This is a genomic window from Christiangramia sp. OXR-203, assembly GCF_034372165.1.
Lineage (GTDB): Bacteria > Bacteroidota > Bacteroidia > Flavobacteriales > Flavobacteriaceae > Christiangramia.
The window spans coordinates 882353-905084 of record NZ_CP139698.1; the positions used below are offsets into that span (position 1 = coordinate 882353).

The 22732-nt window shown below is 39.2% G+C and carries 21 protein-coding genes and 5 tRNA genes; 25 read left to right on the plus strand and 1 reads right to left on the minus strand.

Annotation, left to right across the window (positions count from 1 at the left end; genetic code table 11):
- Nucleotides 1-11: 11 nt before the first annotated feature.
- From T8I65_RS04075 to T8I65_RS04100, 6 genes are all read left to right on the plus strand, one after another.
- Nucleotides 12-221: a PspC domain-containing protein gene (locus tag T8I65_RS04075; protein ID WP_416173206.1), complete on the plus strand. Its 210-nt coding sequence runs from the start codon at nt 12-14 to the stop codon at nt 219-221.
- Nucleotides 218-487, plus strand: a complete 270-nt coding sequence (locus tag T8I65_RS04080; protein ID WP_322302154.1) for an ion channel — start codon at nt 218-220, stop codon at nt 485-487. The genes T8I65_RS04075 and T8I65_RS04080 overlap by 4 nt, the downstream gene beginning before the upstream one ends.
- A 31-nt stretch (nt 488-518) precedes the next feature.
- Nucleotides 519-1229 carry an NAD-binding protein gene (locus T8I65_RS04085; RefSeq protein WP_322302155.1) on the plus strand — a complete coding sequence of 237 codons (711 nt, stop codon included), beginning with the start codon at nt 519-521 and terminating at the stop codon, nt 1227-1229.
- A 144-nt stretch (nt 1230-1373) separates the two neighbouring features.
- On the plus strand, nt 1374-3446 hold the full coding sequence (locus T8I65_RS04090) for an amino acid carrier protein (protein ID WP_322302156.1): 2073 nt from the start codon (nt 1374-1376) through the stop codon (nt 3444-3446).
- 12 nt (nt 3447-3458) lie between these two features.
- Entirely contained in the window at nt 3459-4322 is an 864-nt protein-coding gene (locus T8I65_RS04095) for a helix-hairpin-helix domain-containing protein (RefSeq protein WP_322302157.1), read from the plus strand.
- An 80-nt stretch (nt 4323-4402) separates the two neighbouring features.
- Complete coding sequence (locus tag T8I65_RS04100; RefSeq protein ID WP_322302158.1) at nt 4403-5569, plus strand: acyl-CoA dehydrogenase family protein; 1167 nt, start codon at nt 4403-4405, stop codon at nt 5567-5569.
- A gap of 191 nt (nt 5570-5760) precedes the next feature.
- On the opposite strand, the gene T8I65_RS04105 is transcribed toward T8I65_RS04100, so the two are convergent.
- Nucleotides 5761-6633, minus strand: coding sequence for an MBL fold metallo-hydrolase (locus T8I65_RS04105; protein WP_322302159.1), 873 nt, complete (start codon nt 6631-6633; stop codon nt 5761-5763).
- A 139-nt stretch (nt 6634-6772) separates the two neighbouring features.
- On the opposite strand from T8I65_RS04105, the gene rpsU reads away from it, so the two are divergent.
- The 19 genes from rpsU to T8I65_RS04200 all read left to right on the plus strand — a co-directional run bounded on the left by rpsU (nt 6773) and on the right by T8I65_RS04200 (nt 22724).
- Nucleotides 6773-6967, plus strand: a complete 195-nt coding sequence (gene rpsU, locus T8I65_RS04110) for a 30S ribosomal protein S21 (RefSeq protein ID WP_026915408.1) — start codon at nt 6773-6775, stop codon at nt 6965-6967.
- Between the two features lie 86 nt (nt 6968-7053).
- A complete protein-coding gene (locus T8I65_RS04115; protein WP_322302160.1) occupies nt 7054-7944 on the plus strand; it encodes a tyrosine-type recombinase/integrase in 891 nt (296 codons plus the stop codon).
- 36 nt (nt 7945-7980) lie between these two features.
- A complete protein-coding gene (gene hpf, locus T8I65_RS04120; RefSeq protein WP_141877086.1) occupies nt 7981-8283 on the plus strand; it encodes a ribosome hibernation-promoting factor, HPF/YfiA family in 303 nt (100 codons plus the stop codon).
- A gap of 103 nt (nt 8284-8386) precedes the next feature.
- Nucleotides 8387-8460 (plus strand) — tRNA-Thr (locus T8I65_RS04125).
- A 202-nt stretch (nt 8461-8662) separates the two neighbouring features.
- Nucleotides 8663-8744 (plus strand) — tRNA-Tyr (locus tag T8I65_RS04130).
- Nucleotides 8745-8867: 123 nt separating this feature from the next.
- Nucleotides 8868-8940 (plus strand) — tRNA-Gly (locus T8I65_RS04135).
- Between the two features lie 156 nt (nt 8941-9096).
- Nucleotides 9097-9168 (plus strand) — tRNA-Thr (locus T8I65_RS04140).
- Between the two features lie 57 nt (nt 9169-9225).
- The gene (tuf, locus tag T8I65_RS04145; RefSeq protein ID WP_322302161.1) at nt 9226-10413 is read left to right on the plus strand and encodes an elongation factor Tu; all 1188 of its coding nucleotides are present in this window, start codon (nt 9226-9228) and stop codon (nt 10411-10413) included.
- 58 nt (nt 10414-10471) lie between these two features.
- Nucleotides 10472-10544 (plus strand) — tRNA-Trp (locus T8I65_RS04150).
- Nucleotides 10545-10562: 18 nt separating this feature from the next.
- Nucleotides 10563-10760 (plus strand): preprotein translocase subunit SecE, encoded by a 198-nt coding sequence (gene secE / locus T8I65_RS04155; RefSeq protein WP_026915412.1) that lies wholly within the window; start codon nt 10563-10565, stop codon nt 10758-10760.
- Between the two features lie 12 nt (nt 10761-10772).
- The gene (nusG, locus tag T8I65_RS04160) at nt 10773-11324 is read left to right on the plus strand and encodes a transcription termination/antitermination protein NusG (protein ID WP_141877088.1); all 552 of its coding nucleotides are present in this window, start codon (nt 10773-10775) and stop codon (nt 11322-11324) included.
- Nucleotides 11325-11400: 76 nt separating this feature from the next.
- On the plus strand, nt 11401-11838 hold the full coding sequence (rplK, locus tag T8I65_RS04165) for a 50S ribosomal protein L11 (protein WP_026915414.1): 438 nt from the start codon (nt 11401-11403) through the stop codon (nt 11836-11838).
- 19 nt (nt 11839-11857) lie between these two features.
- Complete coding sequence (rplA, locus tag T8I65_RS04170; protein ID WP_141877089.1) at nt 11858-12556, plus strand: 50S ribosomal protein L1; 699 nt, start codon at nt 11858-11860, stop codon at nt 12554-12556.
- A gap of 9 nt (nt 12557-12565) precedes the next feature.
- A complete protein-coding gene (rplJ, locus tag T8I65_RS04175; RefSeq protein ID WP_141877090.1) occupies nt 12566-13087 on the plus strand; it encodes a 50S ribosomal protein L10 in 522 nt (173 codons plus the stop codon).
- 56 nt (nt 13088-13143) lie between these two features.
- The gene (gene rplL / locus T8I65_RS04180) at nt 13144-13518 is read left to right on the plus strand and encodes a 50S ribosomal protein L7/L12 (protein ID WP_141877091.1); all 375 of its coding nucleotides are present in this window, start codon (nt 13144-13146) and stop codon (nt 13516-13518) included.
- A gap of 136 nt (nt 13519-13654) precedes the next feature.
- Nucleotides 13655-17467, plus strand: coding sequence for a DNA-directed RNA polymerase subunit beta (gene rpoB / locus T8I65_RS04185; RefSeq protein ID WP_141879179.1), 3813 nt, complete (start codon nt 13655-13657; stop codon nt 17465-17467).
- Nucleotides 17468-17539: 72 nt separating this feature from the next.
- A complete protein-coding gene (gene rpoC / locus T8I65_RS04190; RefSeq protein WP_322302162.1) occupies nt 17540-21841 on the plus strand; it encodes a DNA-directed RNA polymerase subunit beta' in 4302 nt (1433 codons plus the stop codon).
- Between the two features lie 84 nt (nt 21842-21925).
- The gene (locus tag T8I65_RS04195) at nt 21926-22366 is read left to right on the plus strand and encodes a DinB family protein (protein ID WP_322302163.1); all 441 of its coding nucleotides are present in this window, start codon (nt 21926-21928) and stop codon (nt 22364-22366) included.
- Nucleotides 22367-22403: 37 nt separating this feature from the next.
- Nucleotides 22404-22724 (plus strand): DUF3467 domain-containing protein, encoded by a 321-nt coding sequence (locus T8I65_RS04200; RefSeq protein WP_141877094.1) that lies wholly within the window; start codon nt 22404-22406, stop codon nt 22722-22724.
- Nucleotides 22725-22732 lie beyond the last annotated feature (8 nt).

Sequence of the window (22732 nt, forward strand, 5' to 3'; positions counted from 1 at the left end):
TGGTATCAAATATGAGACATTACCTTGAAAAGCACGGATTCTACGTATCCACCAGGATGGCAGATAAGATGGGAATTCGCGCAAAGAATGTTCGGTTGTTCTTTATATATGCAAGCTTTTTTACCATGGGTGCAGGTTTTATTGTATACCTGATCCTTGCTTTCTGGCTCAAACTTAAAGACCTAATCTACACGAAGAGAACCTCTGTATTTGATTTATGAGACAATTGATAGATTCCAGGATCAGGCTGGCCGTAGTCTTGATTATTATGGTGTTCGTTACCGGAATCGTTGGTTTCAGGTTCTTATATGATTATACATGGATTGATGCGCTCTATATGACCATCATTACCGTAAGTACTGTAGGATATGGGGAAGTCCAGCCTATGGGGGGCCTACGGAAAGTTATTTACTTCCTTTTTTATTATTTCCGGACTGTTCATCTTTGGTTTCGGTCTCTCTACGATCACAGAACATATTCTGAATAAGAACAATATTGGTAATCTAAAACGTAATAAAATGAAGAAGAGGATAGACTCCCTGAACGATCATATCATTGTTTGCGGTTACGGTCAGAACGGGAAACAGGCAGTTCAGAAATTACTGGACTATCGAAAGGATTTTGTTATCATAGATGATCATGAGGAAGTCTTTCAGAATCTGGAAAATGACAGACTGAATTATATTGTAGGAAATGCTACCGAAGATGAGGTGCTTAGCCTTGCTGGTGTGGAAAGAGCATCCACTTTGATCTGTGCTCTTCCCAGGGATGCAGATAACCTGTTCATCGTACTTTCAGCAAGACAGTTAAAAAAGGATCTGAAGATTATTAGCAGGGCTACGGAAGAAAACAGTTATAAAAAGTTGAAACTGGCCGGTGCAGATAACGTCATTATGCCCGATAGAATAGGGGGGAGTCATATGGCTTCCCTTGTAGTGGTTCCAGATCTGGTCGAATTTCTGGATAATCTTTCTGTTTCTGGAGAGCAGGACAGTATTAATGTAGAACAGATCTCATTTTCTAAAATTTGCACAGATGGAGTGGAAAGGTCAATTTCTGAAACCGATATTCGAAAAAAAACCGGTTGCTCTGTTATTGGCTATAAATCACCGTCTGGAACCTATGTGGTAAACCCGGAACCATCTCAACGTATCGAGCGTGATTCTAAGTTGATTATGATTGGCAGGCCTGATCAAATTGAGTATTTAAAAAAGTATTATTCGGTTTAGAAATCGGACTCATATTTTAATAAACATCTAGTTTTCTTTAACATGACATTCACAATTTAACTCCCAAAAGTTTGTTTTAGCCCAATTTTTTAGCATATTCACGCGCTGAAAATTTAACTTCATTATAAATAACCAAATTTCCATATGAGAAAGTATTTGCTTTCAATGTTCTTTTTATTTTCGATTGTAGGACTATCTGCACAGGAACTAGACGTAAAAGCCCAGGTAGGAAACCCCTCCAAAGTAATAAATAATGGATTCATTGAACTGGATGTAACAGGAGGGACTCCTCCTTACCAGTATAAATGGTCCAACCAGGGAACCAGCCTGGAATCTAATAAGACCGCTGGTCTTACAGAAGGTGTTCCATATACTGTAGTAGTTACTGATGCTGCTGGAAACAAATTTGAAGGTGAGTACCAGGTAGAGGCAGAAGCAATTACCGAACACTTCAACGGAACTTTTTCTCCTATTGTAGCCAGTATGGGAAGCGTACTTTTTTGGGATCCATTTACGGCTATGGGAGTTTACGATCCTGTTATTTATGCTGATATAAAAAGAATTGAAGCTCCAACCTGGAGTGCTTCTGAAGATGCTAAATTTGTTCTTGAAGAATGGCTGGTCGAAGATGGCGAGCATGTGAATGAAGGAGATCCTATTGCGGTTGTTACCAAGAATGGTGAAAGCATCGAAGTGCTTGCGAACGCTGATGGTACACTAGATCAGTTTCAAGCGGAAGGTGAAGTAATCTACAACTCGGAAAATAAGCAACATGTTATTGAGCAGGGAGCTCAGTATTTTGGTAGCATTATATATGATGAGCCGGTAGCGCTTCTTCATCCAAATGGAGACCCTCAAACTAAAAACATCCCATTTATTGTGGTTTGGCTTGTACTGGGAGCATTGTTCTTCACGATCAGGTTAGGTTTTATTAATATTAGAGGTTTTAAACACTCTTTACAATTAGCTAAGGGTAAATATGACGATCCAAACGCTCCTGGACAGGTAACTCACTTCCAGGCACTGGCTACTGCCGTTTCTGGTACTGTAGGTCTTGGTAACATTGCTGGTGTGGCAGTGGCGATCTCATTAGGAGGTGCCGGTGCGACGATGTGGATGATCCTTGCGGGACTTCTTGGAATGTCTTCCAAATTTGTGGAATGTACTCTAGGTGTGAAATATAGATTTATAAATGCTGATGGTCGTGTTTTTGGTGGTCCAATGAACTACTTGAGATATGGACTCGAAAAAAGAAACAAAAGAGGTCTTGGTAAATTCCTTGCCGCGTTTTTCGCGATACTTGCGATCGGTGCATCTTTTGGTGGTGGAAACATGTTCCAGGCTAACCAGTCTTTCTCTATTCTTGCTGGAGAATTTCCAATGCTGGAAGGAAACGGATTTATCTTTGGGATAGTTGTAGCAGTACTGGTAGGTATTGTAATTATTGGTGGTATTAGCAGTATTGCTAAGGTAACTGGTAAGATCGTTCCAATCATGGCAGCAGTTTATGTGCTGGGTGCATTAGTTGTAATAGGTGTAAATATTGAAAATATTGGTCCTGCATTTACTGCAATCTGGGATGGAGCTTTTAATCCGAGTGCTTTAAAAGGTGGAGTTATTGGTGTTCTAATCGTAGGATTCCAGCGTGCAGCTTTCTCTAATGAGGCTGGTGTTGGTTCTGCAGCGATTGCGCATAGTGCAGCGAAAACGAATCACCCGCCTTCTGAAGGTTTTGTGGCTCTGTTAGAGCCATTTATTGATACCGTAGTAGTTTGTACGCTAACTGCTTTAGTATTGATCTTTACAGGGATGCACGAAGTAGAAGGTGTTGGAGGTGTAGAATTAACTTCAAGTGCTTTTGGAAGTGTTATTTCATGGTTCCCATATGTTCTGGCAACAGCAGTATTCTTATTCGCATTTTCCACGATGATCTCCTGGTCTTACTACGGAATGAGAGCCTGGACTTACCTGTTTGGAAAAAGTAAAACGAACGAAATTATTTATAAGGTTTTATTTCTAATTTTCGTGGTAGTTGGAGCCTCTGTTAGTTTAGGAGCAGTGCTGGATTTCTCAGATATGATGATCCTGGCCATGTCCTTCCCTAATATTATAGGTCTTTATATTATGATTGGCGAGGTTAGTAAGGATCTTAAGGATTACTCAAGGAAGCTTAAGGCCGGAGAGTTGTTCCATAAAACTGAAGAGCCAGCCGCATAGGCTCTCTCTAATATGAAATTTTTAAAATCCCATTTTGCGCTTTCAAGAAGTCAGCAGAATGGGATTTTTGTTTTGGTACTGGTTATAATTATCCTGCAATTGATTCTCTTCGGAATTGATTATATCTCTAAAGATAGCGAGCCTGTTAATGATGAAAAACTTCAGAATTTCCAGAATCAGCTGGATTCTATCCGTAAGCTGAAGCCTATAGTGAAGGATACCATCTACCCTTTCAATCCAAATTATTTGTCAGATTTCGAAGCATATCAAATAGGATTGAGCGTAGAAGAGATCGATAAATTATTGAAGTACCGTGCTACCAATAAATGGATTAACTCTGCTGAAGAATTCCAGGCGGTGACCGGAGTAAGTGATAGTTTGATGACTATAATAAAACCTTCTTTTCGGTTTCCCGACTGGGTGAAGAACTCCTGGAAGCTTCAGAAACCCGTAATAGGAACGGCTGTTGATATTTCGATCGCCGACCTTAATACTGTCTCAGCTGAAGATCTTCAGGTGGTAAATGGCATTGGTGAAAAACTTTCAGAAAGGATCGTAAAATACAGAAACAGTATTGGCGGTTTTCTTTCCGAAGAACAATTGAAGGATGTGTACGGACTAAGTCCTGAGGTGATCGCCAGAATTAATGAGAAGTTCCAGGTTATCAATAAACCACAGATAATCCTCCAGAATATAAATTCTATCACAGAAGCTGCACTGGCAGAATTGCCTTATTTTAACCCGGCTCTAGCCAGGAAAATTATAAATTATAGAACCATCAATGAAGGGATTCGGTCTTTTGAAGAATTGACAAAAATCAGTGGGTTTCCTTCCGATAAAATCGACAGAATTAAATTATATTTGTCAGTACAGTGATTTTTGTTAGAAAATCGATCTGAAATTGTAAATATAATAATTGCTAATACGGCCTTTTAGCCGGGAAAAAATATATAAAAATGAGTAGATATTTTACAGAGGAACATGAACTTTTCAGGAAGAGTTTCCAGGAATTTCTTCAGAAAGAAGTAGTACCTCACGTAGATAAATGGGAAGAAACCGGTACCATTGAAAGGTTTATATGGAAGAAGTTTGGAGAAATGGGTTATTTCGGTCTTCATCAACCGGAAGAGTACGGAGGAATGGCTTTAGACCTTTTCTATACGATTATATTTCTTGAGGAACTTCAGAAAGTAAATTCAGGTGGTTTTGCAGCAGCTATGTGGGCGCATGCTTATCTTGCTATGACGCACTTAAAAGTGGAAGCCAGTCATGAACTCAAAGAGAAATACCTTACGCCTGCAATTGAAGGTGAAATGATTGGTTGTCTTGGAATTTCAGAACCATTCGGAGGATCTGATGTTGCTGGTATGAAAACTACGGCTGTTAAGAAGGGGGATCATTATGTGATCAATGGTTCAAAGACTTTCATCACCAATGGAGTATATGCAGATTTTTATGTGGTAGCTGCTAAAACAGATCCTGAAAAAGGGAATAAAGGAATGAGTATGTTCCTATTGGATAAAGAGTTTGCAGGAATTTCAGCAAATAAACTGAATAAACTAGGCTGGAGAGCATCAGATACTGCAGAACTTGCATTTGACAATGTGAAAGTACCTGTTGAAAATTTACTTGGTGAAGAGGGAATGGGCTTCAATTACATCATGCAACATTTCGCTCTGGAGCGTTTGATCATGGGTGTAAATGCGCACGCACGCTCAGAATTTGCACTAAAATACACGATGGGTTATATGCAGGAGCGGGAAGCTTTTGGGCGTTCGCTGGATAAATTTCAGGCTTTGAGACATACCATTGCTGAAATGGTGAGTGAAGTTGAGGTGATCAAAGAATTTAACTATGCCACGACTCAACGTTTGAATGATGGAGAATATGTAGTAAAAGAGGCTAGTATGTCTAAACTGCTTGCGACTAAAATTTCAGATGAGGTAATGTATAAATGCTTGCAAATGCTAGGTGGATATGGATATATGGAAGATTACCCAATGGCAAGAATGTTTCGTGACAGTAGGTTGGGACCAATTGGCGGTGGAACTTCTGAAATTCTAAAAGAGATTATCGCAAAAATGGTAATTGATAAGAAGGAATACAAGCCTGCAGCTAAATAGCATTTTTGCGAAAATTCATTTTTCGCGCAAAAATGGTAATTGATGAGAAAGAATATATGCCTGCAGCTAAATAGCATTCTTGTGAAAATTCATTCTTCGTCCGAAAATCGTAATAGAAAAGAAGGATTATAAGCAGCTGCTAAGTAAGCGAATTACTGAAATTTAGGAAAATAGCCCTGGAATTTCCGGGGCTATTTTATTAAACTCTTATAAAAGGTTCTCCTGATCTTTTCTCCGTCAATAAAAAATTCACTGGCTTCTTTATCTGTATAAAATTGATAAGTTAGCGATTCATTAAGTGCGACTTCCTCTTCAGTAGCCCCCTGATCAATCTTCTGGAGAACACTTTCCCTGATGCTTTTCAGCATAGCCAAATAGTTTAAATAATCCTTATAGGTTGCCAGGTTACCATGCCCGGGAATTATTTGTGTGTTCTCATTGATGATGGACAAGCCCTTTTCCGCAGCCTCAATGTCGCCATCTACACTACCGCCGCTACTCAAATCTATGTAAGGAAACATTCTATTGAAAAAAGTATCTCCAGTGTGCAATACATTGCTTTGAGGTAGGTATACGAGCGCATCACCATCTGTATGAGCATTATGTACATGCAATACCATCACATCATTTGCATTTATATGCAGATTCAACTGGTCATTAAAGGTAATAACTGGAATGCCTGCAGTACTGTCTGTCGCTTTCTCTTTCAATCGCTCGCGAACATTTTCATGTGCTAGAATAAGCGCTCCCTGATCATCAAAGTTTTCATTTCCACCGGTATGATCTCCATGATGATGTGTGTTCACCAGAAATCGAACAGGCTGTTCGCTAATTTTGGCAATAGCCGTGATCAATTTATCTGATAGTGCAGCGAATTGATCATCTATCATGAACACCCCATCCGGTCCTGTAAGTATGCCAATATTTCCGCCAGCACCCTTTAAGAGGTACACTTCTTCGGTAATCTGTTGCGTTTTAATTTCTACCTGATCCATATTCTGGAAGGCAAAACTGCTAAAACTGCATGCTAAACCGAATACTATTGATGTTGTAAGTTTTTTCATGAGATATTCATTATCGACGGAAGTTAGGTAAAATAGGCGTAGATCATATTCATACTGAAATAAATCGCTAAAACATTGGAGGTTGAAATAAATGATTTATCTTTGCAGCCGATTCCAAAAGAGAGGAGGTTATGACACTATGTTAATTATACCAGTTAAAGACGGAGAAAATATAGATAGAGCTCTTAAGCGTTTCAAGCGAAAGTTCGACAAGACAGGAACTATGCGCCAGCTAAGAAGCCGCCAGCATTTTACGAAGCCATCTGTAGAGCGTAGAGCTCAGATTCAAAAAGCGGAGTACATCCAGCATTTGAGAGACGCAGAAGATATCTAGAGATATCCAGGCTTTTGCAAAGCTTAAAATTATAAGAACTGTTGCTAGTTTAAAGTTTACTAACTTTGACTATCAACAGTTTTTTTATGCCTTTTAAATCCTTTCTTGAGTATCTTCAGTTAGAAAAAAATTATGCCGAAACTACGATCAGGGCATATAGGGCAGATCTTACACAATTTCAGAAATTTATCAACCAGGAATTTTCCGAAGATAAGATTGAGAAAATAGCATACAACCAGATTCGAAACTGGATTGTGGAACTTTCAGATTCTGGTATTTCAAACCAGAGTATCAATCGCAAAATGTCTTCTCTCAAAGCCTACTATAAATTTCTTCTGAAAACTTCGGCGATAGAAAGTTCTCCACTCGCAAAACATCGATCTTTAAAAGCTTCAAAGAAAATCCAGGTTCCGTTCTCTGAAAAAGAAGTGGTCGCTGTACTGGAAGATTTTAATGATGATACTTTTGAAGGGCTGAGAGATAAATTGATAATCGAGCTATTTTACTCTACAGGTATAAGAAGGGCAGAATTGATCAACATAAAAGAGCAGGATCTTGATTTAGGGAGTAATATGCTAAAAGTCCTGGGAAAAAGAAATAAGGAGCGATATATACCGTTACTGCAACAGGTGGTTCACACGGCAGAACGATATTTGACAATCAAGCGCTCAAGCCCATTATTGCGAGATTGCCCTTACTTGTTCGTTACGGCGAAGGGACACAAAAGCTATGAAAGCCTTGTTTATAGAATTATAAATAATTATTTTAGTAAGGTGTCTGGTAAGGTAAAGAAGAGTCCGCATATACTGCGTCACACTTTTGCCACGCATTTATTGAACCAGGGAGCAAATATGAATGCTGTAAAAGAATTGCTGGGACATTCAAGTCTGGCATCTACGCAAGTTTACACGCATAATAGTATTGCTGAATTGAGTAAGATTCATAAGAGTGCTCATCCCAGGAACAATAATAACTAACCGCTCTTTATTTGTTTAATTAAATTCAACCTGATTATGAAAATGAATCTGCAGTCTGTGAACTTTAATGCTGATCCAAAGCTAATTGACTTCACTCAGAAAAAACTAGATAAACTGGAAAATTATTTTGATAAAATTATCCATGCGGATGTATTTTTTAAAGTTGAAAATACCAGTGGAAAGGATAACAAAATAACTGAAATCTTATTGAGTATTCCAGGGGGTGAGCTCATGGTTAAAAAGACCTGTAATAAATTCGAAGCCTGTGTGGATGAATGTGTTAGTTCATTACAAAGGCAGCTCATCAAGAAAAAAGAAAAAATGAGTACTCATGTTTAGGAGATTTTTTTTCTAATAATGTTTTGATAAAGAAATAATTTATATACATTTGCAGTCCGTTAGAAATAGCGGACTTTTTTATGCGGAATTTTAAGCATAAAAGGCCGATGTAGCTCAGCTGGCTAGAGCAGCTGATTTGTAATCAGCAGGTCGTGGGTTCGAGTCCCTCCATCGGCTCTTGAAATACTGAAAACACCGAAGTTTCTGAAGAACTTTCAAGTTTAAATCATTGTTGATGAATAGCTTGTAAAATATTTGACAGAAATTTTAAAAAATGCTTTGGATGGTGCTGTAAAATTACTTTAATTTGCAGCCGTTAAAAAAACCATTGTAAGCTAAGCTGTTTCAGTAATGGTTCTATGAAATAGTGGTAATTTTTGGGGAGATACTCAAGCGGCCAACGAGGGCAGACTGTAAATCTGCTGACTACGTCTTCGCAGGTTCGAATCCTGCTCTCCCCACAAAGCTTTTTATGAAGATCGCGTAGAAAATTCATTTTCTAAAGCGATTGAATAAAAAGCTTAGTAAGGGGTCACCCTTACGGATCATCAAATTTATTTGATAATCCTTTAAATATATGTAATGCGGGAGTAGCTCAGTTGGTAGAGCGTCAGCCTTCCAAGCTGAATGTCGCCGGTTCGAACCCGGTCTCCCGCTCTAAATTTAATTGAATCAGGATTTATCCGGTCACTATAACCGACTTTTATCGGTTTGCTCTTTAAGGGTTAAAATGACTGAAGTACCTCGAGCCTGATCTTTTCCATAAGCCTGATAGGTTTATGGATATCGCTGTTTAAAACAGTCAATTGTCTGGCCGACGTAGCTCAGGGGTAGAGCGTTTCCTTGGTAAGGAAGAGGTCACGGGTTCAATTCCCGTCGTTGGCTCTAGTTTTGTATAAAATTGAACACTAATATATAACTAAGATTAAATAAGTATTAATTATGGCAAAGGAAACTTACGATCGTTCCAAACCGCACCTAAATATTGGTACAATTGGACACGTAGATCACGGAAAAACTACTTTAACTGCAGCTATTACTAAAGTAATGGCTGATGCTGGATATTCAGAAGCTAGTGCGTTTGATCAAATTGACAACGCTCCTGAAGAAAAAGAAAGAGGTATTACAATTAACTCTTCTCACGTTGAGTACTCAACAGCTAACCGTCACTACGCTCACGTTGACTGTCCTGGTCACGCCGATTACGTAAAGAACATGGTAACTGGTGCTGCTCAAATGGACGGTGCTATTCTTGTTGTGGCTGCGACTGATGGTCCTATGCCTCAAACTCGTGAGCACATCCTTCTTGGACGCCAGGTAGGTATTCCAAGAATCGTTGTATTCTTAAATAAAGTTGACCTTGTAGATGATGAGGAGCTTCTTGAGTTAGTTGAAATGGAAGTAAGAGATCTTCTTTCTTTCTACGAGTACGATGGTGATAATGGTCCTGTAATTTCAGGTTCTGCGCTTGGAGCACTAGAAGGAGATGAGAAATGGTCTAAGACTGTTCTTGATCTTATGGAAGCAGTTGATAACTGGATTGAACTTCCAGAACGTGATGTTGATAAGCCTTTCTTGATGCCTATCGAAGATGTGTTCTCTATTACAGGTCGTGGTACAGTAGCGACTGGACGTATCGAAACTGGTGTTGCAAACACTGGAGATCCTGTAGAGATCATTGGTATGGGAGCTGGAAAACTTACTTCTACTATTACTGGAGTTGAAATGTTCCGTAAGATTCTTGATAGAGGTGAAGCTGGTGATAACGTAGGTATCCTACTAAGAGGTATTGAGAAGTCTCAGATCTCTAGAGGTATGGTAATTACTAAGCCAGGATCTGTAACTCCACACGCTAAATTCAAAGCTGAAGTTTATATCCTTAAGAAAGAAGAAGGTGGACGTCACACTCCATTCCATAACAACTACCGTCCACAGTTCTACGTACGTACAACTGATGTAACTGGAACAATCAATCTTCCTGATGGTGTAGAAATGGTAATGCCAGGTGATAACCTTACAATTACTGTTGAGCTTATTCAGCCAATCGCAATGAATACTGGTCTACGTTTCGCAATTCGTGAAGGTGGTAGAACTGTAGGTGCTGGACAGGTAACTGAAATTCTAGACTAAGAATTTTCTATATATAAAAAGGTATCCCGTGACAAGCGGGGTACCTTCACTTATATTTACGGGTTTAGCTCAGTTGGTAGAGCACTGGTCTCCAAAACCAGGTGTCGGGAGTTCGAGCCTCTCAACCCGTGCAAATATTTTTTTAGAACATGGCAGGATTTGTTAATTACATTTCAGAATCATATAACGAGTTAAAAAACCACGTTACCTGGACAAGCTGGTCTGAAGCTCAGAGGCTAACAGTGATTGTTGCTGTATTCTCGATTGTTTTTTCATTGGCAATTTGGGGTGTTGATACGCTTTTTAGTGGAGCGATTGAGCAATACTTCGAATGGGTTAAATCTTAAAACAAAAGAGTAATGGCTGAAGCAAAGGAGAAAAAGTGGTATGTGGTTCGCGCTGTAAGTGGACAGGAAAATAAAGTTAAGGACTATATAGAGAAAGAAATTGCTCATATGGGTCTTGAAGATTTCGTGGACCAGGTTCTTGTGCCTACTGAAAAAGTAATACAAATTCGTAACGGGAAAAAAGTAAACAAAGAAAGAGTTTATTTTCCTGGTTATGTAATGATTCAAGCTAATATCAGCGGTGAGATTCCTCACATTATCAAAGGAATTAATGGCGTTATTGGTTTTCTAGGTGAAACTAAAGGGGGAGACCCGGTGCCACTTAGGAAATCTGAAGTGAATAGAATGCTAGGAAAGGTAGATGAGCTATCTGTGAAGACAGATAATGTTGCAATTCCATTCACAATAGGAGAAACAATCAAAGTTATCGATGGTCCGTTTAATGGTTTCAATGGAACTGTTGAAAAGATCAACGAAGAAAAGCGTAAGCTTGAGGTGATGGTTAAGATTTTCGGAAGAAAAACACCATTAGAGTTAAGTTATATGCAAGTAGAGAAAGTATAAAAAATTACTGTTACATATATTTTTTGATAGTTTTTTCAGCTTCCACTCAATAAACTATCATTTAAAAATTTGAAAAATGGCAAAAGAAGTAAGTAAAGTTGTAAAACTACAAGTTCGCGGAGGTGCTGCTAACCCATCACCACCAGTTGGACCTGCTTTAGGTGCTGCCGGAGTGAACATCATGGAATTCTGTAAGCAATTCAATGGTAGAACTCAGGATAAGCAAGGAAAGGTACTTCCAGTAGCAATTACTGTTTATAAGGATAAGTCTTTTGATTTTGTGATCAAAACACCACCTGCAGCAGTGCAATTGATGGAAGCGGCAAAGACTAAAAAAGGTTCAGGTGAGCCGAACAGAAAAAAAGTAGCTAGTGTTTCTTGGGATCAGGTTAAAGCGATTGCAGAAGACAAAATGCAGGATCTTAACGCATTTACTGTAGAATCTGCAATGAAAATGGTTGCCGGAACAGCTCGTTCGATGGGAATAACTGTAAAAGGTGAAGCACCGTTTTAATCCAAAAAGAAATTAGAAAATGGCAAAATTAACTAAAAAGCAAAAAGAAGCTCAGGGAAAAATCGAGAACGGTAAAACGTACACGGTTGCTGAAGCGTCTGCTTTGATAAAAGATGTTACCAACGCAAATTTCGATCCTTCTGTAGATCTTGCAGTTCGTTTAAACGTAGATCCACGTAAAGCTAACCAAATGGTTAGAGGTGTTGTAACTCTTCCGCATGGAACAGGTAAGGACGTTAAAGTTCTTGCGCTTGTCACTCCAGATAAGGAAGAAGAAGCAAAAGAAGCTGGTGCAGATTTCGTTGGATTAGATGAATACCTTGAAAAAATCAAAGGTGGTTGGACAGATGTTGATGTGATCATCACTATGCCTAGCGTTATGGGGAAACTTGGACCACTAGGACGTGTCCTTGGACCAAGAGGGCTTATGCCTAACCCAAAGACCGGTACAGTAACTATGGATATTGCTAAGGCAGTATCTGATGTGAAGGCCGGTAAGATCGACTTTAAAGTTGACAAAACAGGAATTGTACACGCTGCAATTGGAAAAGCGTCTTTCGATGCTGAGAAGATCGCAGGTAATGCAAGAGAATTATTAACTACGCTGGTAAAATTGAAGCCTCAGGCATCTAAAGGTCTTTATATAAAGAGTATTTATATGACTAGTACCATGAGCCCGAGTGTAGAGATAGATACTAAAAGGTTTACTGAGCAATAATTTACGATTATGACAAGAGAAGAAAAATCACAAGTTATAGAAGACTTAACTGCCCAGCTAGCCGGATTCCAAACTATCTATTTAGCTGACATTTCTGGCCTTGACGCTGGAAGTACTTCTAACTTACGTAGAGCTTGTTTCAAAGCAGACGTTAAGTTATCGGTAGTTAAAAATACGTTGCTTGCTAAAGCTATGGAGGCATCCGATAAAGATTTCGGAGAACTTCCTACAGTTTTAAAAGGTAACACATCAATTTTGCTTTCGGAAACTGGAAATGCTCCAGCGAAAGTAATTAAGGATTTCAGAAAGAAATCTGATAAGCCTCTACTTAAAGGTGCTTTTGTTGAAGAAGCTATCTACGTAGGTGATGATTATCTTGAGACATTGGTTAACATCAAGTCTAAAGAAGAAGTTATCGGGGATATCATTGGATTACTTCAGTCTCCTGCTAAAAATGTTGTTTCTGCACTTAAATCAGGTGGTGGAAAGATCGCAGGAATCCTTAAGACCCTTTCAGAAAAGGAAGGATAATATAGTACGCACTTTTTAACAATTATAATTAAAGAACTTTTTAAAAACGATAGAAAATGGCAGATTTAAAAGATTTCGCAGAACAACTAGTTAACCTTACTGTAAAAGAAGTAAACGAGTTAGCTGATATTTTGAAAGAAGAATACGGTATCGAGCCTGCAGCTGCTGCTGTAGCTGTTGCTGGTGGTGCTGCTGCTGGTGGTGAAGAAGCTGAAGAGCAAACAGAATTCGACGTAATTCTTACAGCTCCAGGTGGGTCTAAGCTTGCTGTAGTTAAACTTGTAAAAGAACTCACAGGTCTTGGTCTTAAAGACGCTAAAGCATTAGTAGATGGTGCTCCAGCTCCAGTAAAAGAAGGAGTAGCTAAAGACGAAGCAGAAGCTCTAAAATCACAATTAGAAGAAGCAGGAGCTGAGGTTGAGCTTAAATAAGCTTAGCACAAGCAATATTATTTAGGTTTAGACCTCAGGAATTACTCCTGGAGGTCTAAACCATTTTGCGTATATAGAACTCAACGTTTAACAAGCGCACTATTTTTTATATAATAAATTATAATCCCGTCCATTGATGTTAGCAAAGCAAACTGAAAGATTGAGTTTCTCTTCTGTTAAGAACAAGCCTGCTTATCCGGACTTTCTGGATCTGCAGATTAAGTCTTTTCAGGACTTCTTTCAATTAGAGACAAAATCAGAAGCGCGGGGAAATGAAGGTCTTTACAACACCTTCCTAGAAAACTTCCCCATTACGGACACCCGTAATCAATTTGTACTAGAATTCTTAGATTATTTTGTGGACCCACCAAGATACTCCATACAGGAATGTATCGAACGTGGATTGACCTACAGTGTACCACTTAAGGCTAGACTTAAGTTATACTGTACCGACCCTGAACACGAAGATTTTGAAACAATCGTACAGGACGTATACTTGGGAACTATCCCATATATGACACCTAGTGGAACTTTCTGCATTAACGGTGCTGAACGAGTAGTAGTTTCTCAGCTACACCGTTCTCCAGGGGTTTTCTTTGGACAATCTTTCCATGCAAATGGAACAAAACTTTATTCTGCTCGTGTAATTCCTTTCAAAGGATCATGGATAGAATTTGCGACCGATATCAATAGCGTTATGTACGCTTATATTGATCGTAAGAAAAAATTACCTGTAACAACTCTTTTCCGTGCAATTGGATTTGAGCGCGATAAGGATATTCTTGAGATCTTCGACCTTGCGGAAGAAGTGAAGGTGTCTAAAACAGGACTAAAAAAATACCTTGGTCGTAAATTAGCGGCTAGAGTACTTAATACATGGTACGAAGATTTCGTAGATGAAGATACTGGTGAAGTTGTTTCTATCGAGCGTAACGAAATTGTTCTTGACCGTGATACTGAACTTGAAAAAGATCACATAGAAGAAATACTTGAAACCGGATCTAAAACTATCCTACTTCACAAGGAGGATAACCAGACTGGTGATTATGCGATCATTCACAATACATTACAAAAGGATCCTACTAACTCTGAAAAAGAGGCAGTAGAACATATCTACCGTCAGCTACGTAATGCTGAGCCGCCAGATGAGGAAACTGCTCGTGGAATTATCGACAAGCTTTTCTTCTCAGATCAGCGTTACAGCCTTGGAGAAGTTGGTAGATATAGAATGAACAAAAAACTTGGTCTAGAAGTTGAAATGGATAAGCAAGTGCTTACCAAATTAGACATCATTACCATCGTAAAATATCTTATCGAGCTTATTAATTCTAAAGCTGAGATTGATGATATTGATCACTTATCTAACCGTCGTGTTAGAACTGTAGGTGAGCAGTTATCTCAGCAGTTCGGTGTTGGTCTTGCACGTATGGCAAGGACAATCCGTGAGAGAATGAACGTTCGTGATAACGAGGTGTTTACTCCAATCGATTTGATCAATGCGAAGACATTATCTTCTGTGATCAACTCATTCTTTGGAACAAACCAGTTATCTCAGTTCATGGACCAGACGAACCCTCTTGCAGAAATCACGCACAAGCGTAGACTTTCAGCATTAGGACCAGGCGGTTTATCAAGGGAAAGAGCAGGGTTTGAGGTACGTGATGTTCACTATACTCACTACGGAAGACTTTGTCCGATTGAAACTCCTGAGGGTCCAAACATTGGTCTTATTTCATCACTTTCGGTTTATGCTAAAGTAAACGGAATGGGATTCATCGAGACACCATATAGAAGTGTTACTGATGGTAAGATAAATATTTCCGAAGAGCCTATTTATTTAAGTGCTGAAGAGGAAGAAGGTAAAAAGATTGCTCAGGCCAACATTCCTTTAAAGGATGATGGTACTATAAATACAGATCGTGTAATTGCACGAATGGAAGGTGACTTCCCGGTTGTAGATCCAAATGAGATCCACTATACCGATGTTGCACCAAACCAGATATCCTCCATATCTGCATCTCTAATTCCATTTTTGGAACATGATGATGCCAACCGTGCGTTGATGGGATCAAACATGATGCGTCAGGCTGTACCATTGTTAAGAACAGATTCTCCTATCGTTGGAACTGGACTTGAAAGACAGGTTGCAACAGACTCTCGTGTATTGATAAATGCCGAAGGTGAAGGAGAGGTTGAGTATGTTGATGCAAACAAAATTGTGATCAAGTACGATCGTACGGACGAAGCAAGAATGGTAAGTTTTGATGATGATTCAAAATCTTACAATCTTATCAAATTCCGTAAAACTAACCAGGGATCCTGTATCAACCTGAAACCAATCGTTAGTGTTGGGGACAGAGTTACTAAAGGACAGGTTCTTTGCCAGGGTTATGCAACCGAAGAAGGTGAGCTGGCACTTGGTAGAAACATGAAGGTTGCCTTCATGCCTTGGAAAGGTTATAACTTTGAGGATGCGATCGTAATTTCAGAAAAAGTGGTAAGAGATGATATTTTCACCTCTATCCATATTGATGAGTACTCTCTTGAAGTTAGAGATACAAAACTGGGTAACGAAGAATTGACTAATGATATTCCTAATGTTTCTGAGGAGGCTACTAAAGACCTTGATGAGCACGGAATGATTAGAGTTGGTGCTGAAGTAAAGCCTGGTGATATTCTTATTGGTAAGATCACTCCTAAAGGAGAAAGTGATCCTACTCCAGAAGAAAAATTATTACGTGCGATCTTTGGTGACAAAGCTGGTGATGTAAAAGATGCTTCTCTTAAAGCTTCTCCATCGCTAAGTGGTGTTGTTATCAATAAGAAATTGTTCGCAAGAGCGATTAAGGACAAACGTAAGAGAGCTCAGGATAAAGAAGATGTTGCTGCATTAGAGAAAAAGTATGATGCTAAATTCGCTAATTTAAAAGCTGAACTTATTGAGAAGCTATTCGCTATTATTGGTGGAAAGACTGCTCAGGGAGTACAGAATGATCTTGGTGAAGAAGTAATGCCGAAAGGTAAGAAGTACACTCTTAAGATGCTTAACGCTGTAGACGATTATGCTCACTTAACTACGGGTACATGGACTACAGATGATCATCTTAATGAACTTGTAGCTGATCTTTTACATAATTATAAAATCAAGGAGAACGATCTTCAGGGTAACCTTAGAAGAGAGAAATTTACCATATCTGTTGGAGATGAACTTCCATCAGGAATTCTTAAACTGGCTAAAGTTTATATCGCTAAGAAGCGTAAACTTAAAGTAGGGGATAAGATGGCAGGACGTCACGGTAACAAAGGTATTGTTGCAAGAATCGTTCGTCAGGAAGATATGCCATTCCTTGAGGACGGGACACCAGTAGACATCGTGTTGAACCCGCTTGGGGTACCATCGCGTATGAACATTGGACAGATCTACGAAACAGTTCTTGGATGGGCTGGACAGAAGAACGGGAAGAAGTACGCAACACCAATTTTTGATGGTGCTACTATTGAAGAGATCAATGATCTAACCGACAAAGCCGGAATACCTAGATATGGTCATACTTATCTTTATGATGGTGGAACCGGGGAAAGATTTGATCAGCGTGCAACTGTTGGTGTGATCTACATGCTTAAACTTGGTCATATGATCGACGATAAAATGCATGCTCGTTCTATTGGACCATACTCACTTATTACTCAGCAACCGCTTGGTGGTAAGGCACAATTTGGTGGTCAGAGATTTGGAGAGATGGAGGTTTGGGCTCTTGAAGCTTACGGAGCATCTAGTACTCTAAGAGAAATTCTAACAGTGAAGTCTGATGACGTTATTGGAAGAGCTAAGACTTACGAGGCTATTGTGAAGGGTGAGCCAATGCCGGAACCAGGATTGCCGGAATCTTTCAACGTACTTATGCACGAATTGAAAGGTCTAGGTTTGGATATTAAACTTGAAGAATAACATTCTGTTTTTACCGGGACGTTACGGCGTCCCGTTTAAACTGAATATTCACAATAATTAGCAGCAGTTATTATGGCTAGAAATAATGATAAAAATACAGTACAGAGGTTTAACCAGATCTCTATAGGTTTAGCTTCTCCAGAGTCCATCCTTGCGGAATCTCGTGGTGAAGTTCTTAAGCCTGAAACGATCAATTACCGTACGCACAAACCAGAGCGTGACGGTTTGTTCTGTGAGCGTATTTTTGGTCCTGTAAAGGATTATGAGTGTGCCTGTGGAAAATACAAAAGAATCCGATACAAAGGAATCGTTTGTGACCGTTGTGGTGTGGAAGTTACAGAGAAAAAGGTTCGTAGAGATCGTGTAGGTCACATCAACCTTGTAGTACCTGTAGCACATATCTGGTATTTCCGTTCTTTACCTAACAAAATTGGTTATTTGCTAGGTCTGCCGTCTAAAAAACTTGACATGATCATCTACTACGAAAGATACGTAGTGATCCAGGCAGGTAATGCGACAGATGAAGAAGGAAAAGCTCTACAAAAAATGGATTTCCTTACTGAAGAAGAATATCTGAATATTTTAGATGAACTTCCTCAGGAGAACCAATACCTGGACGATAGCGATCCAAATAAATTTATCGCTAAGATGGGAGCTGAATGCCTTATCGAGATCCTTAAGAGAATCGATCTTGACGAGCTTTCATATGAACTAAGACACAAAGCGAACAACGAAACTTCGAAGCAACGTAAAACTGAAGCACTTAAACGTCTTCAGGTTGTGGAAGCTTTCCGTGATGCGAATAAGAACAGAGAGAACAATCCAGAGTGGATGATCATGAAAGTTGTGCCGGTAATTCCGCCAGAACTTAGACCTTTGGTGCCTCTTGACGGTGGTCGTTTTGCGACTTCAGATTTAAATGATCTTTACCGTCGTGTAATTATTCGTAACAATCGTTTGAAGAGATTAATGGAGATCAAAGCTCCTGAAGTGATCTTACGTAATGAGAAACGTATGCTTCAGGAATCTGTAGATTCATTATTCGATAATACAAGAAAATCTTCAGCAGTAAAAACTGACTCTAACCGTCCTCTTAAATCACTTTCAGATTCATTGAAAGGTAAGCAGGGACGTTTCCGTCAGAACTTACTTGGTAAGCGTGTGGATTATTCAGCACGTTCTGTAATCGTTGTAGGACCAGAACTTAAAATGTTTGAGTGTGGTCTTCCGAAGAATATGGCAGCTGAGCTTTACAAGCCTTTTATCATCAGAAAACTGATAGAAAGAGGAATTGTAAAAACAGTGAAGTCTGCGAAGAAAATCATAGATAAAAAAGAACCTGTAGTTTGGGATATTCTGGAAAATGTGCTTAAAGGGCATCCGGTACTATTAAACCGTGCTCCTACGCTTCACCGTCTGGGAATCCAGGCATTCCAGCCTAAACTTATTGAAGGTAAGGCAATTCAGCTTCACCCACTTGCATGTACTGCATTCAACGCCGATTTCGATGGTGACCAGATGGCAGTTCATTTACCACTTGGGCCAGAGGCTATTCTGGAAGCACAGTTATTAATGCTTGCTTCTCATAACATATTGAACCCTGCAAATGGTTCTCCAATTACAGTACCTTCTCAGGATATGGTCTTGGGTCTTTACTACATGACCAAACATAAGATTGGTACGAAAGAGGAGCCAGTAAAAGGTGAAGGACTTACGTTCTATTCTGCGGAAGAGCTAGTTATTGCTTACAACCAGAAGCGTGTAGACCTTAATGCAGGTATTAAGATTAGAACCAAAGATTTCAACGAAGCAGGAGAATTGGTCATGATGATCAAGGAAACTACCGTTGGTAGAGTATTATTTAATGAAGCAGTGCCTGAAAAGGCTGGTTACATAAATGAAGTACTTACTAAGAAATCACTTCGTGAGATTATTGGGAATATTCTAAGAATTACTAGTGTTCCTGAAACTTCAGAATTCCTTGACGAGATCAAAGGTCTTGGATATGGATTCGCTTTCCGTGGTGGACTTTCCTTCAGTTTAGGTGATATTATTATCCCTGAAGAGAAGCAATCCATGATTGATGAAGCTAACGAACAGGTTGAAGGTATTATAGGAAACTATAATATGGGTCTTATTACCAACAACGAACGTTACAACCAGGTAATTGATATCTGGACTTCTACCAACGCAGGTCTTACAGATCTTGCAATGAAGCGTATTCGTGAAGACAAGCAAGGGTTTAACTCTGTGTATATGATGCTTGATTCTGGTGCGCGTGGTTCGAAGGAACAGATTCGTCAGTTAACCGGTATGCGTGGATTGATGGCTAAGCCTAAGAAATCTAACTCTGGTGGTGGTGAAATTATTGAAAACCCGATTCTTTCTAACTTTAAGGAAGGACTTTCAATTCTTGAATACTTTATCTCGACTCACGGTGCTCGTAAAGGTCTTGCCGATACAGCATTAAAAACTGCCGATGCTGGTTACTTAACCCGTCGTCTGGTAGATGTTTCACAAGACGTAATTGTTAATGAAGATGATTGTGGAACTTTAAGAGGTGTAGAAGTTAAGCCACTTAAAAAGAATGAAGAGATTGTAGAATCATTAGGAGAGAGAATCCTTGGACGTATTTCTCTACATGATGTGGTAAATCCTTCAACAGAAGAACTTATCGTTGGAACGAACGAAGAGATTACTGAAGAAATTGTAGCTAAGATCGAAGCTGCGCCAATCGAAGGTGTTGAAGTACGTTCACCACTTACCTGTGAGGCGAAGAAAGGGATCTGTATCAAGTGTTACGGTAGAAACCTTGCAACTAACAAGATCGTACAAACAGGTGAAGCTGTTGGTGTTGTTGCTGCACAATCTATTGGAGAACCTGGTACACAGCTTACACTACGTACATTCCACGTTGGAGGTATTGCAGGTAACATTTCTGAAGACAATAAGCTTGAAGCAAGATTTGATGGTGTTGCAGAGATCGAAGATCTAAAAGTTGTTAAAGGTGAAGCCCCTGATGGTGGAACTGCAGACATCGTGATCTCTCGTACTGCTGAACTTAAGATTAAGGATAAGAAAACAGGTGTTGTATTAAGTAATAACAACATCCCTTACGGTTCTCAGATCAATATCGAGAATGGCGCCAAGGTAACTAAAGGTGATGTCATCTGTACCTGGGATCCATATAACGGTGTGATTATTTCTGAATTTGCCGGTAAAATCAAATACGAAAATGTAGACCAGGGTGTTACTTACCAGGTTGAGATCGATGAGCAGACAGGATTCCAGGAGAAAGTGATCTCTGAATCCAGAAACAAGAAATTGATCCCAACACTACATATCTTAGGGAAGAAGGATGAAGTGATTCGTTCTTATAACCTACCAGTAGGAGCTCACCTTATGGTGGACAACGCTGAAAAGATTGGTGTAGGTAAAATTTTGGTGAAGATTCCACGTAAATCATCTAAAGCAGGTGATATTACCGGAGGTCTTCCAAGAGTTACTGAACTTTTCGAAGCACGTAACCCGTCTAATCCAGCTGTAGTATCTGAGATTGATGGTGTTGTTTCCTTCGGAAAAATCAAAAGAGGTAATCGTGAGATCATCGTAGAATCTAAACTTGGAGAGGTTAAGAAATACTTGGTTAAATTATCTAACCAGATCCTCGTACAGGAGAATGACTACGTGAGAGCAGGAATGCCACTTTCTGATGGATCTATTACTCCTGAAGATATCTTGAATATTAAAGGACCAAATGCGGTACAACAGTATCTTGTAAACGAAGTTCAGGAAGTTTACCGACTACAGGGTGTGAAGATTAATGATAAGCACTTTGAAGTTGTTGTAAGACAAATGATGCGTAAAGTAAGAATTGTTGATCCAGGTGATACGATCTTCCTTGAAAATCAACTAGTTCATAAAGCTGATTTCATTGACGAAAACAATAAGTTATTCGGAATGAAAGTAGTTGAAGAAGCTGGTGATTCAGAAAGACTGAAAGCTGGACAGATCATTACTCCAAGAGATCTAAGAGATGAGAATTCAATTCTTAGAAGAGAGGATAAGAATCTTGCAACTGCAAGAGACGTGATCACTGCAACTGCTAATCCGGTACTTCAGGGTATTACGAGAGCATCACTACAGACTAAGTCATTCATCTCGGCTGCTTCCTTCCAGGAAACAACTAAGGTGTTGAACGAAGCTGCAGTAAACGGTAAGATCGACAAACTTGAAGGATTGAAGGAAAATGTAATTGTTGGACATAGAATTCCAGCAGGTACAGGTATGAGAAAGTACGATAGTATTATCGTTGGTTCTAAAGAAGAATTTGACGAAATGCTTGAGAAGAAACAGGAAGTTAATTATAACTAATTCCCTGATAAGTTTATCTTAAAAGGCTCCGCTCACCGCGGGGCCTTTTTTATTTATACTCATCTTTGTAATATGAAGAAATTTATGAAAGAGATACTGCAGTATTCTCATGAAACTAACCTTGAAATCATTTCGAAATTTAACGATGGAGATCTACACTATGTGATCGCGGAAAGCTCAAAAAAACTCATTTCCCATATATTAAATTCTCAGACCTTATGGAATAATAGAATTACTGATGGTGAAGTGATTGATATCTGGAAAGTTTGGGAACCTGAGAAATTAAAAGAGATCGAAGAGCGTAATTATCAGACAGCCGTCGAAATCCTGGACGATAGAGAACTGGACGAAAATATATCATTCTCAGATACTAAAAATGAATCCCATCAGAATTCAATCAGCGATATTATATTTCACGTTGTGAACCGTGCTACTTATTATCGTGGACAGATCGCTGCAGAATTCAGGGAAAAGAAGATCGAGCCTGTAAGTGCCGATTTTGTTAGCTACAAAAGAAAAGCCTAAGCATTATTTTATATCTTATGAGCTTAAAATTTAAATTATGAGTGACGACAATAAAAAGAATCAGGATAAAGGTAAGATCAATATAGAATTAGACGAGGCAGTTGCAGAAGGAACATATTCCAATCTCGCAATTATCAATCATTCAGTATCAGAATTTGTTGTTGATTTCGTAAATATCATGCCGGGTAGGCCTAAAAGCAAAGTGAAATCAAGGATTATCCTGACTCCGCAGCACGCTAAGCGTTTATTAAAAGCTCTTGGAGACAATATCCAACGCTTTGAGAAAGCTCATGGAGAGATCAAGGATTACGATAAAGCACCAGTGCCGCTAAATTTTGGACCAACTGGTCAGGCATAATTCAGCAG

What these genes read in the sequence shown, in the direction of transcription:
- T8I65_RS04085 (WP_322302155.1), top strand. Translation starts at nt 519, where the DNA reads ATGAAGAAGAGGATAGACTCCCTGAACGATCATATCATTGTTTGCGGT.
- rplJ (WP_141877090.1), top strand. Translation starts at nt 12,566, where the DNA reads ATGACAAGAGAAGAAAAATCACAAGTTATAGAAGACTTAACTGCCCAG.
- T8I65_RS04075 (WP_416173206.1), top strand. Translation starts at nt 12, where the DNA reads ATGAGACATTACCTTGAAAAGCACGGATTCTACGTATCCACCAGGATG.
- hpf (WP_141877086.1), top strand. Translation starts at nt 7,981, where the DNA reads ATGAAAATGAATCTGCAGTCTGTGAACTTTAATGCTGATCCAAAGCTA.
- rpsU (WP_026915408.1), top strand. Translation starts at nt 6,773, where the DNA reads ATGTTAATTATACCAGTTAAAGACGGAGAAAATATAGATAGAGCTCTT.
- nusG (WP_141877088.1), top strand. Translation starts at nt 10,773, where the DNA reads ATGGCTGAAGCAAAGGAGAAAAAGTGGTATGTGGTTCGCGCTGTAAGT.
- rpoB (WP_141879179.1), top strand. Translation starts at nt 13,655, where the DNA reads ATGTTAGCAAAGCAAACTGAAAGATTGAGTTTCTCTTCTGTTAAGAAC.
- T8I65_RS04115 (WP_322302160.1), top strand. Translation starts at nt 7,054, where the DNA reads ATGCCTTTTAAATCCTTTCTTGAGTATCTTCAGTTAGAAAAAAATTAT.
- rplK (WP_026915414.1), top strand. Translation starts at nt 11,401, where the DNA reads ATGGCAAAAGAAGTAAGTAAAGTTGTAAAACTACAAGTTCGCGGAGGT.
- T8I65_RS04195 (WP_322302163.1), top strand. Translation starts at nt 21,926, where the DNA reads ATGAAAGAGATACTGCAGTATTCTCATGAAACTAACCTTGAAATCATT.
- rplL (WP_141877091.1), top strand. Translation starts at nt 13,144, where the DNA reads ATGGCAGATTTAAAAGATTTCGCAGAACAACTAGTTAACCTTACTGTA.
- tuf (WP_322302161.1), top strand. Translation starts at nt 9,226, where the DNA reads ATGGCAAAGGAAACTTACGATCGTTCCAAACCGCACCTAAATATTGGT.
- T8I65_RS04100 (WP_322302158.1), top strand. Translation starts at nt 4,403, where the DNA reads ATGAGTAGATATTTTACAGAGGAACATGAACTTTTCAGGAAGAGTTTC.
- secE (WP_026915412.1), top strand. Translation starts at nt 10,563, where the DNA reads ATGGCAGGATTTGTTAATTACATTTCAGAATCATATAACGAGTTAAAA.
- rplA (WP_141877089.1), top strand. Translation starts at nt 11,858, where the DNA reads ATGGCAAAATTAACTAAAAAGCAAAAAGAAGCTCAGGGAAAAATCGAG.
- T8I65_RS04105 (WP_322302159.1), bottom strand. Translation starts at nt 6,633, where the DNA reads ATGAAAAAACTTACAACATCAATAGTATTCGGTTTAGCATGCAGTTTT.
- rpoC (WP_322302162.1), top strand. Translation starts at nt 17,540, where the DNA reads ATGGCTAGAAATAATGATAAAAATACAGTACAGAGGTTTAACCAGATC.
- T8I65_RS04080 (WP_322302154.1), top strand. Translation starts at nt 218, where the DNA reads ATGAGACAATTGATAGATTCCAGGATCAGGCTGGCCGTAGTCTTGATT.
- T8I65_RS04090 (WP_322302156.1), top strand. Translation starts at nt 1,374, where the DNA reads ATGAGAAAGTATTTGCTTTCAATGTTCTTTTTATTTTCGATTGTAGGA.
- T8I65_RS04095 (WP_322302157.1), top strand. Translation starts at nt 3,459, where the DNA reads ATGAAATTTTTAAAATCCCATTTTGCGCTTTCAAGAAGTCAGCAGAAT.
- T8I65_RS04200 (WP_141877094.1), top strand. Translation starts at nt 22,404, where the DNA reads ATGAGTGACGACAATAAAAAGAATCAGGATAAAGGTAAGATCAATATA.